Origin of the sequence: Bacillus sp. Nf3 (assembly GCF_003028545.1) — a bacterium.
Taxonomy (GTDB): domain Bacteria; phylum Bacillota; class Bacilli; order Bacillales; family Bacillaceae; genus Bacillus; species Bacillus safensis.
Genome location: NZ_PYUA01000002.1, coordinates 115,084 through 130,080, shown reverse-complemented (window position 1 = coordinate 130,080; position 14,997 = coordinate 115,084). Strand labels below are relative to the sequence as shown.

14 protein-coding genes are annotated in these 14,997 nt (G+C 40.3%); 5 read left to right on the top strand and 9 right to left on the bottom strand.

From position 1 onward, the window contains the following. Positions 1 to 100: 100 nt before the first annotated feature. Together C9414_RS05440 and C9414_RS05435 are read left to right on the top strand one after the other, a co-directional pair. On the top strand, positions 101 to 862 hold the full coding sequence (locus tag C9414_RS05440) for an ABC transporter ATP-binding protein (RefSeq protein ID WP_024426158.1): 762 nt from the start codon (positions 101 to 103) through the stop codon (positions 860 to 862). Continuing rightward, a complete protein-coding gene (locus C9414_RS05435; RefSeq protein WP_107163230.1) occupies positions 852 to 2,789 on the top strand; it encodes an ABC transporter permease in 1,938 nt (645 codons plus the stop codon). Before C9414_RS05440 ends, C9414_RS05435 begins: the two co-directional genes overlap by 11 nt. A 38-nt stretch (positions 2,790 to 2,827) precedes the next feature. Here the strand turns inward: C9414_RS05435 and C9414_RS05430 are convergent, their stop codons facing one another. Further along, positions 2,828 to 4,180 carry an amidohydrolase family protein gene (locus C9414_RS05430; protein ID WP_107163229.1) on the bottom strand — a complete coding sequence of 451 codons (1,353 nt, stop codon included), beginning with the start codon at positions 4,178 to 4,180 and terminating at the stop codon, positions 2,828 to 2,830. A 103-nt stretch (positions 4,181 to 4,283) separates the two neighbouring features. Beyond that, positions 4,284 to 4,871 (bottom strand): NAD(P)H-dependent oxidoreductase, encoded by a 588-nt coding sequence (locus C9414_RS05425; protein WP_107163228.1) that lies wholly within the window; start codon positions 4,869 to 4,871, stop codon positions 4,284 to 4,286. A gap of 116 nt (positions 4,872 to 4,987) precedes the next feature. Here C9414_RS05425 and C9414_RS05420 point away from each other — a divergent pair, with 116 nt between their 5' ends. Then, complete coding sequence (locus tag C9414_RS05420) at positions 4,988 to 5,419, top strand: MarR family winged helix-turn-helix transcriptional regulator (protein ID WP_107163227.1); 432 nt, start codon at positions 4,988 to 4,990, stop codon at positions 5,417 to 5,419. Positions 5,420 to 5,471: 52 nt separating this feature from the next. Here the strand turns inward: C9414_RS05420 and C9414_RS20130 are convergent, their stop codons facing one another. The 7 genes from C9414_RS20130 to C9414_RS05390 all read right to left on the bottom strand — a co-directional run bounded on the left by C9414_RS20130 (position 5,472) and on the right by C9414_RS05390 (position 11,880). Beyond that, on the bottom strand, positions 5,472 to 5,648 hold the full coding sequence (locus C9414_RS20130) for a hypothetical protein (protein ID WP_180272423.1): 177 nt from the start codon (positions 5,646 to 5,648) through the stop codon (positions 5,472 to 5,474). A gap of 16 nt (positions 5,649 to 5,664) precedes the next feature. Next, on the bottom strand, positions 5,665 to 6,417 hold the full coding sequence (locus C9414_RS05415; protein ID WP_107163226.1) for a hypothetical protein: 753 nt from the start codon (positions 6,415 to 6,417) through the stop codon (positions 5,665 to 5,667). Positions 6,418 to 6,671: 254 nt separating this feature from the next. Next, positions 6,672 to 7,286, bottom strand: a complete 615-nt coding sequence (locus tag C9414_RS05410) for a LysE/ArgO family amino acid transporter (protein WP_047203758.1) — start codon at positions 7,284 to 7,286, stop codon at positions 6,672 to 6,674. Between the two features lie 132 nt (positions 7,287 to 7,418). Beyond that, the gene (mbcS, locus tag C9414_RS05405; protein ID WP_107163225.1) at positions 7,419 to 8,999 is read right to left on the bottom strand and encodes an acyl-CoA synthetase MbcS; all 1,581 of its coding nucleotides are present in this window, start codon (positions 8,997 to 8,999) and stop codon (positions 7,419 to 7,421) included. Between the two features lie 226 nt (positions 9,000 to 9,225). Then, entirely contained in the window at positions 9,226 to 9,438 is a 213-nt protein-coding gene (locus C9414_RS05400) for an alpha/beta-type small acid-soluble spore protein (protein ID WP_024424829.1), read from the bottom strand. Positions 9,439 to 9,527: 89 nt separating this feature from the next. Next, entirely contained in the window at positions 9,528 to 10,733 is a 1,206-nt protein-coding gene (thiI, locus tag C9414_RS05395; protein ID WP_107163224.1) for a tRNA uracil 4-sulfurtransferase ThiI, read from the bottom strand. Positions 10,734 to 10,737: 4 nt separating this feature from the next. Next, positions 10,738 to 11,880, bottom strand: coding sequence for a cysteine desulfurase family protein (locus C9414_RS05390; protein WP_047203755.1), 1,143 nt, complete (start codon positions 11,878 to 11,880; stop codon positions 10,738 to 10,740). A 186-nt stretch (positions 11,881 to 12,066) separates the two neighbouring features. Between C9414_RS05390 and brnQ (C9414_RS05385) the strand changes: the two genes are divergently transcribed. Both brnQ (C9414_RS05385) and brnQ (C9414_RS05380) read left to right on the top strand, forming a co-directional pair. Continuing rightward, entirely contained in the window at positions 12,067 to 13,407 is a 1,341-nt protein-coding gene (brnQ, locus tag C9414_RS05385; protein WP_107163223.1) for a branched-chain amino acid transport system II carrier protein, read from the top strand. Positions 13,408 to 13,622: 215 nt separating this feature from the next. Continuing rightward, entirely contained in the window at positions 13,623 to 14,966 is a 1,344-nt protein-coding gene (gene brnQ / locus C9414_RS05380) for a branched-chain amino acid transport system II carrier protein (protein WP_047203475.1), read from the top strand. Positions 14,967 to 14,997 lie beyond the last annotated feature (31 nt).

Genomic DNA, 14,997 nt, shown 5'->3' with positions numbered 1-14,997 from the left:
ATGTCACATGCTCGTCTGTTTTGTTCGCCAAATCGAAGGACGTCTGGCAGGCTTCTTTTTATACTAGAGTTATCAATTAAAAGAAAAAGGGGTTCAGCAAATGAACATTTTAGAAGCTCGCAAAATTTATAAAAGCTATGGAAATAAATTCAACAAACAAGAGGTGCTGAGTGGTATTGATTTAACCATTGAAGCCGGGGAATTTGTCAGTATCATGGGGCCATCAGGCTCGGGGAAAACAACCCTTCTGAACGTATTGTCGTCTATCGATCATGTGTCCAGCGGATCTATTCGTATTGCAGATGCTGAGATGACGCAAATGAAGGATCAGCAGCTTGCGGAATTTAGAAAAAAGCAGCTTGGCTTTGTTTTTCAAGATTATAATTTACTTGATACACTCACAGTCAAAGAAAACATCCTTTTGCCTTTATCCATCTCCAAAACGCCAAAAAAAGAAGCTTTTGAACGTTTTCAACAGCTTGCAGAAGACATGGGGATTTATGAACTAAGAGACAAATACCCGAACGAACTCTCTGGCGGACAAAAGCAACGGACATCGGCGGTTCGTGCCTTCATTCATGAACCAAGTCTTATCTTCGCTGATGAACCTACAGGGGCACTTGATTCCAAATCGGCATCTGACCTGCTCAACAAACTGCAAGATTTCAACCGCAAACGTAAAGCAACCATTGTGATGGTAACACATGATCCTGTCGCAGCCAGCTATTCAAGCCGCGTCATTTTTATCAAGGATGGACAGATTTATACACAGTTGAATAAAGGCGCTTTAGAGAGAAAGATGTTTTTCGAGGATATTATGAAAACGCAAGGTGTCCTAGGCGGTGTGAAGCATGAACATTAATCAGCTCATCTTCCGTAACCTGAAGAAAAATTTGAAGAATTACTATTTATATGTGTTTGCTCTCGTGTTTAGTGTGGCGCTCTATTTTTCCTTTGTCACCTTGCAATACTCACCAGCACTTGATGATGTAAAAGGCTCCATTAAAGGCGGTGCTTCGATTAAAGCCGCTTCGGTTCTGCTTATAGCCATCGTCGGTATTTTCCTGCTATATGCGAATAGTATTTTTATCAAACGCAGAGGAAAAGAAATAGGGCTCTTACAGCTCATTGGTATGACGAAACAAAAAATTTCCAGACTGCTCAATGCAGAGAACTTTATCCTATACGTGACAGCCATGACTATCGGCATCATTGCCGGATTTATCGGTTCAAAACTGATGCTGATGGTGTTATTTAAAGTGACTGGTGTTAATGCCATCGCCAATCTGCATTTTTCAGGCATGGCCCTTCTGCAAACACTCATTGTCTTTTTTATTATCTATGGATTGATTATGCTGAGAAATAGACGTTTTATTAATAAACAAACGATTTTATCTTTGTTTAGAACAACGTCTTCGACAGAACAGCGTGTGAAAAAGATCTCTGTGTTTGAAATCATCATTGGAGTTTTCGGTATTGTCTTGATCAGCTCAGGCTATTATATTTCTTCTAAGCTTTTTACAGGCTCATATACGTCCATGATTGAGTTACTTTTAGCCATGATTTATATTCTAGCCTCTGTTATCATCGGTACCTTTCTTTTTTACAAAGGCTCTGTTTCTTTCATTGCCAATATCGTACGTAAAAGAAAAAATGGCTATCTCGCCATTCATGAAGTATTATCTCTGTCATCCATTATGTTCCGGCTAAAATCAAATGCACTGCTTTTAACGATTATTACAACCGTATCTGCACTTGCCATCGGTTTGCTGGCTCTTAGCTACATTTCCTATTACTCAGCAGAAAAAACCGCTGAGCAGATGATTCCAGCTCATTTCGCCATGGGCTCAGAAAAAGAAGCAGCAACCTTCACTCGTGCACTTTCTGACAAACATATTGCTTATGATCAAAAGCAGTTCAAAGTGATTCAAGCGAAATTTGATGCGAAAAAAATAGTGGATTCAGAGGTGAAAAATATGAAGAATGATCCAGGCGTATTGACACTGCCTGTGATCAGTGAGAAAAATGCACCAAATTTTCATGTGGAGAACAACGAAGTTATTTTAAGCGGCTACAGTGATCTATTAAAGAAATTCATGCCGATTCAAAGCTCAGGCGATGTGAAGCTTCTCATTAAGAAACCGCTTGATTTGAAAGTCATAGATATGAAGAAAGATTATCTCATTTCTTACAACTTCACTTTTGGCGGTCTACCTGTTGCCGTCGTGAGTCAAAATGTTTTTGAGCAGCTCGATCAACAAAAAGATCCAAAGCTACAGCTTGAAAATAGCCAATATATCTCAGTCAATATAAAAGATGATAAAAATCTTGAACAAGCAAATAGCGTGTTTACATCTTTAAAACTAAGTGACAACAGCATGTCTCAATTAGCTTCAGCTCAGCAGCAAAAACAAACAATAGGACTGATGATGTTTGTGGTCGGGTTTTTAGGCCTTAGCTTCCTTGTCACATCTGGCTGTATTTTATACTTTAAACAAATGAATGAAAGTGAAGAGGAACAAAGCTCCTATACGATCTTGCGTAAGCTTGGTTTTACTGAGAAAGATCTATTAAAAGGCATCCGGCTTAAACAGCTGTTTAACTTTGGGATTCCGCTCATCGTCGGATTGCTGCACAGCTACTTTGCTGTACAATCAGGCTGGTTTTTATTCGGCGGAGAATTGTGGACTCCAATGCTCATCGTTATGTCGATTTACACTGCCCTATATTCTGTCTTCGGATTCCTATCTGTCCAATATTATAAAAAGGTCATTAAGGATTCCTTGTAATCAAATCCCCATAGGCAAGGCCTATGGGGTTATTTTATTTATGAAGGTGTTGATTCAAACTTGTGTGATAAAATATGGTCTCTTGCCGCATAAGCTTTTCGTTTGACCTCTTCTAGGTTCACACCGACAAGCTTTCCGTTTTGTTTCACTGCTTTTCCAGCCACATAAACAGAATCAACATTTGAAGGATGTGCCATTTGGACAACCGCTCCAGCCGGATCAGTCATCGGAAGAAGATTCATGCTTGTCCGATCGATCAAAATAAAATCCGCTTCTTTCCCAGGTGTAAGCGACCCAATTTTATGATCAAGCTGTAATGCACGAGCGCCATTGATCGTCGCAGCCTCAAGCATTTGATGAGCAGACAGCCCAAGGTCAGGCCCCGGCATGATCCCATCCATTAACAACGATTGATTTTGGATCGCGCGCTCTGCCTGAAGCCCGAATTTCATTTGAGCAAACAAATCTCCACCTGTCGCTGTCACTACGTCTACACCGAGCGTTGGAAGAACACCTTGTTCAATCGCAAGTCCTGTAACAGGATAACCGTGACCCATCATCATTTCAATTTCAGGGGTAATGGAGATGGAGCTTCCGCTGTCTGCCAGCATCTTCATTTGATCCGCATCGATTGCGTTAATATGCACCATATTCAAATCCGGTCCAAGCAGCCCTGCTTTGTGAAGCCGCTCAATCGATCGATCCTCCGCTCCCCAATTCCCAAAGCCGATGTGCATACTGCATAGAGCATCTAGAGACCGGGCTGTTTCAATTTCAAATACCGACGTCTCCCATGAAGAAAACTCTGGACCACGAATCGCAAGTCCCATTGTTAAAAGCTGATCTGATGATTGAAAATGCGCTTTTTTCACACGTGCTGCGTCCTCCATATTGGTGAGCGTACTCTCTCTATCCCAATATTCAGCATCTCCAGAGGAACCAAAAGCAAAAACAGCTCGTATGCCCGCATCTTTTAATCCTCCAATGAGCTCTTCTGTATGCTCCATTGAATTGATCATCGTCCAATCTAAAAACGTGGTCACACCTGCATCTAAAGCCTCTAATGCCCCTAAATAATTGGCGATTCGATCGTCGGATGGGCGTCTCATTGCTCCATAGTTGCCATAATAGATTTTGCTTAAATATGTCTGCAAAGACCAATCTGTCCCTATGCCTCGGATGACAGACTGCCACACATGCCGATGTGTATCTACAAGACCTGGCATGATGACCATATCAGATGCATCAACAATGTCTGCATCACTTACTTCAATTGAAGGTCCAACTTCTAAAATGTGTTTCCCTTCAATTAATAGATCTCCCTTTTCAAGAAAACCTAAAGATGGATCAAGTGTTAAGAGTGCTGCATCTTTAAACAATGTTTTCTTCATCCATATCCCCCTTTTCAAGTGACGAGAATAAGTGACCCCGCCTCAATGTCATTTTAAAACAGAACAGGATCAAATTAGAAGAAAAGTGACTTATCAAAATATATTAAGAGCTGATGTTTCTGAAATAGTTGTATGTGCGCTTTAATTTGATGTCATGCTTCCCTTTTGGACTTTCCATCATCCCAAACTCAAAGAACTTCACAGGTTTGATTCCGACATATTGCAAGAGAGCTCGTTTCATTAACATCTTGTGCGCATTTTGTAAAAAGAACAAAGGGTAGTTGGTTGGTCCTTGCATTGTCGATACACAAACGGCACTTTTCCCTTTTAATAATCCTTCTGGCAGCAGACCACCTGTTTGACGATAAGCGAAATTCGCAGCAAACATGCGGTCAATAAAGCCAAGCAGCATAGCTGGCGGTCGCCCCCACCAAATGGGATAAACGAACACGATTTTATCCGCCCACTTAATCTTATCCTGATACTGGCGAATGTCAGGATCTTTATGCATATCACGTCTCTTTTTCTCTTCATTAAAAACAAGTACAGGATCAAATTTTTCTTGATATAAATCGATGATTTTCACTTCTTGAACGATTGGATTTTCTTCGCTGCCTCTAACAATTTCTTTAAAAAAAGCACCATTTAAACTATTGTGATGAGGGTGAGTATAAATAATGAGTACATTCATATTTTTCTCCTTTTGTTATCATTTGATAACAAAATGATACACCTTACCAAATTTGTTGTCAAATGATAATTGTTTTTTGATAATAAATTTGATATGTTACGTAGGAGGTGATCATCATGCAACATCCACATTTCTTCAAGGAATTCGTCGCATTTGCTTCTACTTTTTCAGAGTTAAAACATAATATGATGAGCAAAGTCAAACCACCAGAATTAACACCCTTACAATATTTGATTTTAGAGCAGCTAGCGGTCAGCGAACCGCTTACCCCTAGTGAAATCGCAGACTGCCAGCATATGTCTCTTCCAAATGTCAGCAGAGAACTGAAAAAGCTGCAAGAAAAACAATTCATTGCTAGAGAAGAAGACCGTAATGACAAACGAAAACATGTCATTATACTTTCTGACAAAGGCCGGGCCTGTATGAACGAAGCCTTCCAGCATATCGAAAGGATGCTAATAGATAGCCTATCTCCCTCAGATATAGAACAAATGGATGATATCGTACAAGCTCTCCGTCTATTAAATCAAACGATTTTTAAAAAATGACCCAATGAAAAAAGCATGAGCGCTACGCTCATGCTAAGGATTTTTTATCCTATTAATGAAGGGATGCTAAAAGATACGTTATGAAACCAACAATCGGAATGATCGGGATCATTAATTTCAATGTTGTATTCGTATTCTTATATAAATTCCATAGCAACACTGGTATACCAAATGTTAACGTATCTAAAACAGCAAGAACTACTCCTTTACGCTGTTCTTTATGAGCCATTCTAAAAACCCCCTATTCACCAAACTTTTTTCACACAATAACCGGCCAATCCTGCTGATATACCTCCATTAATCACCGCGCATGCAATACAGCTAGCAGGTCCCGTAAAACAAATATAATAACACGCTCCAAGAACCATTGAACGTAACGGAAGAGATTCATTCGGACCGCTTTGCTTTTTTAAGCAGTTCCAAAACTTGTTCCAATTAAAACTCGTTTGGATTTCCGAATCATCTATTTGGACAATTTTTTTATTTAATTCCATCATATCTTGCTTTGCACCATTTTCACCATAGGTAAAAGATCCTTTTAAAAACTCCCCTTTTTGGTTGATAAGGAACTTATTTTTCAATTTTCCATTTTGAAAGAAATATGAGTGCAAATTCCCTTTCTCATCGTATTCCGCAAGTTGAATATAGTGAGCTTTTATTTGACTCAGTGAAACTGAAATGAAGGAAACATTGTTAAGAGCCTGATTATCTGACTTCTGTTTTTTCAGATAAAAATAGACAACATCCGTTTTAGCAGCTTTCAAATGAACTGCTGCACTTTCTCCATTTAATAGATATCCTTTTTTTTGGGCTAATTCTTTTGCCTCTAAAAATTGAGAGCTTTTTTTTGCTTTTTTTATGAGTTTTTCTGCTGCTTTATCATTTTGTATCTTTTTAAAAGGCTCGTCCTCCTTTATGGTAACAGCGTTTCCCACAGGATATTGTCCAAATAAAAGTGATATGAACAATAACATACAAAACATTTTTCTTATCTTCATCATATAGCCTCCTTTAGTAAATTTAATAAAGATTATAACCTTTAAAGGAAAATAATGTAATAGACTTAATTACCAATAAAACCCACTAGTGATAATGTAGCATAAATCCTACTCTTTATCATTTCCTCTAGGCAATTGCATCTGATTTACCTCTTAAGATCATGCTGACACTGGCTGGAAAAGCTGTCTAATATACAAAAAAAGCGCTGGATCATTACGTCCAAACGCTTCTTTGTTTTATTCTCTATGTACCTTTACACAATCAATTGATACGCAATGTATAACGCAACCAGCCAGATCATGACCGCGGAAGCTTTATTGATACGGTTCATCCATATGCCGTTTGTATCTAACTTCCCTAACATCTTCCCTAAAAGGGCGAGACCAATAAACCATAACCAGGACACGATGATACAGGCAAGTGTGAATGCCAGCTTTTCTGCGCCGCTATATTGCAGCGAATTTGTCCCAATGACACCAATCGTATCGAGAATCGCGTGGGGATTTAAAAGAGAAACGGAACAAGCAAATACAATTTGTTTTCTTGCAGGCATTAATTTCTGCTTCTCTTGATCACCTGATGATGAGCTTGTGTTCCATACCGACCATCCCATATAAACTAAAAAACAAAAACCAATGATATAAAGACCAATTTGCAGTACTGGAATGGTAAACACCACAACAGAAACACCTATGACAGCTAAAGCAATTAAAAGTGTGTCACAAAGAGCAGCCGTGATGACGACAGGCATTGCTCGATATAATCGAGGCTGCAGCGCTCCTTGTTGAAATACAAATACATTTTGTGCGCCCAAAGGTAAAATGAGACCAAAGGCAAGTACAATTCCATGAATGATCGCAATGGACATCTACTAACATTCTCCTTTTTCAGAAATTCCTACATATTTTAACATAAAGCACCCTGCCTGCTTTCAACAAATTTAATTTTCCGTACAAAAAAAGCGCTGGATGCTTCCATCCAAACGCTTCTCATTTTTTCATTATTTACTTTTTCGTGCAAGCTCTCTTTCTCTCAGCTCTACACGGCGAATTTTCGCTGACGGTGTTTTTGGCAATTCGTCAATGAATTCGATTTCTCTTGGGTATTTGTACGGTGCTGTTGTGTTTTTCACATGTGTTTGCAGCTCTTTGATCAGTTCATCACTTTGCGCAGTTCCATCACGAAGGACGACGTATGCTTTCACGATTGATCCTCTGATTTCATCTGGGCTCGCCACAACTGCACATTCCTTCACTGCTGGATGCTTGATCAGCGCATCCTCTACTTCAAACGGTCCAATCGTATAGCCTGAGCTGACAATGATGTCATCTCTGCGGCTTTCAAACCAGAAGTACCCATCTTCGTCTTTTTTCGCGCGGTCACCCGTAATAAAGTAATTTCCTCGGCGCTGTGCCTTTGTACGCTCTTCATCTTTGTAATATTCCTTAAATAGAGCTGGTGTTTCGAGATGGACCGCAATGTCACCAATCTCTCCAGGTGCGCAGACGTTTCCATCCTCATCAATGATATCTACTTCGTTTCCAGGGGTTGGTTTTCCCATACTTCCTGGCTTGATGTCCATTCCTTTTAGCACCCCTACGAGCAGTGTGCTTTCAGTTTGGCCATAGCCGTCTCGTACTTCTATATCGAAATGCTTTTTGAATGTATCAATGACTTCACGGTTCAGCGGCTCTCCCGCAGAAACAGCACTATGCAGCTTCGGCAGCTCATACTGACTCAAATCATCTACTTTTGCCATAAAGCGATATTCTGTCGGTGTACAACATAGGACATTGATTTCATTTTTTTGAAGCAGCTCTAAGTATGTATTTGGATTGAATTTTCCTCCATATACAAAGCCTTCTGCTCCACTTCCTAATACAGATAAGAGGGGACTCCACACCCATTTTTGCCAGCCTGGTCCTGCTGTCGCCCATACTTTATCTCCTTCATTAATGGAGAGCCATGCTTTGGCAGCTGTGCGTAAATGTGCATACGCCCATCCGTGTGTATGAACAACCCCTTTTGGGTTCCCTGTTGTACCTGATGTATAGGATAAAAACGCCATGTCTGTGCGCTTTGTATCTGCCAACTTAAGTTCGTTTGATTGCTCTTCCTTTTGCGCTAGAATGTTTGTCCAGCCATGATCGTTTTCACCGATTGAGAATGTTTTAAAATCGTTCGGCTTTTTAGTTCCGTCGAACGATTGAATGAATGAAGAGTAAACGATCGCTCCTTTTGCTTCTGCGTGTTCAATTCGGTAATCTAAATCTTTCGCACGCAGCATTTCAGAACAAGGAATCACGACCATTCCTGTTTTCAAAATCGCTAAATAAATGCTGTATGCCTCGAGCATGCGCGGCACCATCACAATGATTTTATCGCCTTTTTTGAAGCCTGCTTTTAATAAAACATGTCCAATTTTATTTGCCTCTTCCACTAATGCTGCATATGTTACATGCGCTTCGTGACCATTGCCGTCCTGCCAGTGCAGGGCCATTTTCTCCTTGTCATGACTGAACGATTCAATCTCACTGACTAAGTTATATTGTTCTGGTGCAATTAAGTCTTCTCTTTTCATGGTACAGCTCCTTTTAGCCTCTTTCTTATGAAACGAAACATGTTTCAATTTACCTATTCTAACACTCATAACTGAAAAATGCTTGAATTAGGACCTACTCCTAGTATTATGCCATAATTTTTTAAATCCGTCTCCTTTTTTAAAAATATTCTAACTATTTATATGTACAAAAAGAAAAGAGCGGGAATCATCCCGCTCATAAGCCATAGCTTTTAAATTGTGTGTCTTAGAAAGATCCGCCACCCATATGTTGTTGAGCGTAAGATACAAGACGCTTAGTGATTTCTCCACCAACTGATCCGTTAGCGCGAGATGTTGTTTCTGCACCAAGGTTTACACCAAATTCAGAAGCGATTTCGTACTTCATTTGGTCGATAGCTTGTGCAGCGCCTGGTACTAGTAATTGGTTAGAACTGCTTTGTCTGTTTTGTTGAGCCATGTGTTCTCACCTCCTTGTGAATATAGAATGTGTAGAAACACATGACTTCATGCGATTGATTTTATGGTAATTATTATGAAATTTTCGTTTTAGAATAAATCAGCGAATTCATCTGCCGTTTTCTTTTCATTTGTCACAATAATTGTTTCAATTTGCTCTACTGCCTCGTCCAGCATCGGCTCGAAATCAGCAAAGCTTTCGTAGCGTTCTACCTTCTCAAGCTTTGGTTTTGTTTTAGGGGACGGCGGCGTAAAGATCGTACAGCAATCCTCGAAAGGCTGAATGCTTGTATCGTATGTGCCAATTCTTCTTGCTTCATCAATAATGTCATTTTTATCGACAGCTATGAGCGGGCGGATGATTGGTGTATTGGTCACATGATTAATGGCATACATGCTTTCAAGTGTCTGACTTGCCACTTGCCCAAGGCTTTCACCAGTAATAATCGCAAGGGCATCACGCTTTTCTCTTATTTTGTCAGCTATTTTCAGCATCATTCTTCTTGTTGATGTCATCGTATAGTTTTCAGGTACTTGTTTGTGGATTAGCTCTTGAATTTTTGTAAAAGGTACGATGTGAAGCTTCACTTCGCCTCCATATGCTGCTAGGCATTCTGCAAGATCAATGACCTTTTGTTTTGCACGTTCACTTGTATACGGCGGGCTAAAGAAATGCACAGCTTCAATTTGAATTCCGCGTTTCATTGCTTGATAGCCGGCAACTGGGCTGTCAAAGCCGCCTGAAAGCATGAGCATCGCTCTTCCGCTAGAACCAACCGGCAGGCCGCCTGCACCTTTGACATCTTTAAATGTAATGTACGTGGCGTGCTCTCTGATTTCGATGCGTAAATGCACATCGGGCTGTTTCACATTGACTGTTAAGTTTTCCGTATTCCTTAGAACATGTCCGCCAATTTCGCGGTTCATTTCATTTGAATCAAGTTCAAATTGTTTATAAGAACGTTTCGTTGATACTTTAAATGTATTCCCCTGTTCATACACTTCCTGTACCGCTGTTAGTGCCGCATTTTTAATCGCATCTAGATTCGTCTCACATTTAACCGCAAGACTAAAGCTCTGAATGCCAAATACACTTTTGAGCTGTTCTGAAATCGGTTCAGGGTCTTCTCCGTTCAGCATAATCGTGATACGGTCTCTATCAGATGCATACTTTAATGCTTCAAAATCCTTTAAGACGTACCGAATGTGCTGTCTTAGTTTTTCAATGAATTTCTTTCTATTCTTCCCTTTTGTTGAGATCTCACCAAAACGGACTAAAATATGATCATATTTCATGCTGTTATCTCATTCCTTTTAATTTTTTCACACTTTGTGTGATCGATGTGATGATTTGCGATGCAAGCTCTGGTCCTTGTCCATACGTCAAGCTGATTCTCATACTGCTTTTGGCCACTTCCTCTGGTTTTCCCATCGCCAGCAGTACACGGCTCGGCTCTTTTTTCTTGGCTGAACAGGCAGAGGTTGTAGAAACATATATGCCTTCTTTTTCAAGCATATGGAGGAGGACTTCAATTTGAATACCTGGCACTGAAAAATTCACAATGTGCGGTGCACTTTGCGTCCTCGGTGTGTTCATCACAATACCTTCTATGTCTCCAAGCTGTTTTTGCAGCTGCGTTTTTAAGTTCAGCATCTCATCGTGATGCTTGTCAAGCTGTTCAAATGATTGTTTCATGGCTTTTGCCAAGCTGACAGCTCCAGCAGGGTTTTCAGTACCTGAACGAAGCCCTAATTCCTGCTCTCCGCCTGTAATGAAAGGGGCGAGAATGACATCTTTCTTTAAAAAGAGTGCGCCTGTGCCTTTTAAGCCATGAATTTTATGACCTGACATCGTCAAAAGATCTACATCCAGCTGTTTATTAAGTGCTACTTTGCACATTCCCTGCACCCCGTCGACATGAAAAAGCGCGTTTTCGGCATGCTCACGAATGATGCCAGCAGCTTCTTCAATCGGCTGGATGGCACCCGTTTCGTTATTGACGTGCATCATGCTGACAAGCACTGTATCAGGGCGAAGCACTTCTTTTAAATGCATCATATCTGCATGGCCATGCTCATTTACTTGAATATAGGAGATATCAAAGCCAAATAACGCCTTCAGCTGTTCAAACGATTCAATGACAGAAGGATGCTCAATTGCTGTCGTCACAATGTGCTTGCCACGATTCATTTTGGCAAGTGCTGCTCCTTTAATGGCAATGTTATTCGCTTCTGTAGCACCAGAAGTAAAAATAATCTCATATTGTTTTAAGCCCGTGTAGTGAAGCATTTGTTTTCTCGTTTCATTTAACAGCCGGCTTGCATCTATTCCGAGCTGATGAAGCGAAGATGGATTTCCAAAATAACGCTCACTCACTTGCTGATATACTTGTAAAACCTCAGGGTACGGTTTTGTGGTTGCACTATTATCAAGATACATCATTGCGAAACTCCTTATCCTCTTGCGTTTAACTAATATGATCCGAATTCCTTTTATTTCAATATAAAGCGGTATATTGACAACCTCATCAATTCACTATATCATGCATAGTGCCATTGTCATATTTTTTCCTAAATTAACAGAATATTTAAACATGGCGGAAAAATAAAATAATAGGGGGATAACCTTATGAAAAATAAGTTAAGTCAAACAGACACATTAGCCATCGGCTTAATGTTGTTTGCACTCTTTTTTGGCGCAGGCAATATGATATTCCCTCCTGTACTTGGACAGTATGCAGGTGAAAACGTATGGCTTGCGATCGGTGGATTTTTACTGACAGGCGTGGGACTACCGCTGCTAGGCATCATTGCCGTTGCCTTGACAGGAACAGGTGCAAAAGGGCTTGCTGATAAAGCTCACCCTACATTCGGTACCATTTTCACCGTCATTTTATATTTATCCATTGGACCTTTCTTTGCAATCCCTCGTACTGGGACGGTTTCTTATGAGATTGGGCTGGCGCCGTTTCTGTCTGAAGCGCAGACTGAATCATGGATTCCATTATTCTTGTTTTCGATTGCTTTTTTCGGCATTACCTATGTTCTTGCTTTAAATCCATCGAAGCTTGTTGACCGAATCGGTAAAATTTTAACACCAATTTTACTCGCTGTCATTGCTTTAATTGTGATCAAAGCGATCGCGACACCAATGGGTGGAATTGGAAGTCCACATCCAACCTATGCAGGAAGCCCGCTGTTTACCGGCTTTTTAGAAGGCTACAAAACGATGGATGCTCTAGCATCAATCGTTTTCGGAATTGTCGTTGTCACGGCTGTGAAAGAGCGTGGTATTACAGAACGTAAATCGATTGCAGCAGCCTGTATTAAAGCAGGGCTTGTCGCAGCTGCTGGACTAGCTCTTGTGTACATATCACTCGCTTATGTCGGAGCATCAAGTCCTGAGGCAACCGGTATGGTCGGGGCAAATGATGGCGGAAAACTCCTTTCGCTTGCGGCTAACTTTTTATTTGGTTCTGCTGGAAATATTGTGTTAGGGGCTGCGATTTTATTTGCTTGTTTGACCACAAGTATTGGACTTGTTTCATCCTGCGGGGAATATTTTTCTTCGCTATTTCCACGCTTTTCTTATCGTACAGTTGTTTTAGTTGTATCTTTATTCAGTACATTTGTAGCAAACCTTGGACTGGCACAAATTATTTCGCTCTCTGTTCCCGTGCTTGTTGCGATTTATCCGTTAGCCATCGTGATCATTCTCTTATCTTTTCTTGATCGCTGGATCAACGGAAGACGGATTATTTATATGACTTCACTCATTTTTACAGGTATCTTTGCCGTAATCGACGGGTTAGTGGCAGCGAAGATCCCTCTAGGCGGATTCCCTAAATTTTTAGAAGCTGTTGTTCCTTTATACAGTCTTGGGATCGGCTGGGCCATCCCTGCCGTTCTTGGAGCTATTATTGGACTTCTTATTTCTTTATTGACGAGTCCACCTAAACATCTTGCTTAATCAAGCATCAAAACAAAAAAAATCCCTTTCCATAGGAGAAGGGGATGTTTTTTTATGTTCTTCATATACTAAAATAGAAAAATTCATGACTTTTGTATGAAAACACATGTTGACATCAGGCGTACATCCTTTATAATTAGTGAATGTTAATGAAGAACGGTTTTAACAACTAATTAACAGAATATTTCAACATAATATTGGAGGCTTTATATTCAATGAAGGCAACATTGTCGACGAAAGATACGGTTATTATAGGTTTTATGTTATTTGCTTTATTCTTCGGCGCCGGAAATATGATTTATCCACCAGAGCTTGGGCAATATGCTGGAACAAATGTATGGAGAGCAATGGGCGGATTTTTATTAACAGGTGTCGGTTTACCTCTACTAGGTATTATTGCGATCGCTTTAACAGGACGTGATGCAAAAGGACTTGCGGATAAGGCTCACCCAGTGTTTGGAACAGCATTCACCGTCATTTTATATTTATCCATTGGGCCGCTTTTCGCTATTCCGCGAACAGGAACGGTTTCGTATGAAATTGGCGCATTACCATTTTTATCAAGTGTGCCAGCTTGGCTGTCCCTTCTTTTATTTACACTCATCTTTTTCGGTATTACGTATTACCTTGCTTTAAATCCAACGAAAATCGTGGATCGTGTAGGGAAAATATTAACACCAATTAAATTTACGATCATTTTTATTATCATTGTAAAAGCCATTTTGACACCGATGGGCGTGATTGGTACACCAGATGTATCTTATAGCAACGGATCGTTTTTCAAAGGGTTTTTAGAGGGCTATAAAACGATGGATGCTCTTGCTTCTATTGTATTTGGAATTGTTGTCATCAACGCGATTAAAGGACGCGGTGTGACAAGTAAAAAGGCACTGGCTTCTGCTTGTATCAAAGCAGGTTTGATTGCAGCTGCTGGATTAACCTTCGTTTACCTATCACTTGCGTATCTAGGTGCTTCTAGTACACATGCCATTGGATTCGTTGGAGATGGAAGCAAAATCTTAGCTCAGTCTTCTCAGTTCCTTTTCGGAAGTTTAGGAAATATTGTGTTAGGTGCTGCCATTACCGTCGCTTGTTTAACAACAAGTATCGGTCTTGTCACATCATGCGGAGAGTATTTCTCAAAGTTAATTCCTAAACTTTCTTATAAAATGGTCGTGACACTTGTTACATTATTTAGTTTCATCATTTCTAACTTTGGACTTGCTCATATCGTTGCTTTCTCTGTTCCAGTCTTAACAGCGATTTATCCTCTGGCAATTGTGATCATTGTTCTATCACTAGCTGATAAATGGCTTGGACATAGAAGACCAGTATATGTCCTCTCGTTAATTTTAACAGGGTGCGTCAGCTTATTTGATGGATTAGCAGCAGCAAAACTTCCAATCGGTCCAGTAAAAGACATCTTCCAAACAGTGCTACCTTTTTATGACCTTGGCATTGGCTGGCTTGTCCCTGCGATACTTGGAGTCGCCATTGGATTCCTGATCTCACTTTTCACTTCTTCTGCTTCAGAAGAACGCCAAAAACAGGCGTCATAATACAAAAAAGCTGAAGTCCTATCAATGGACT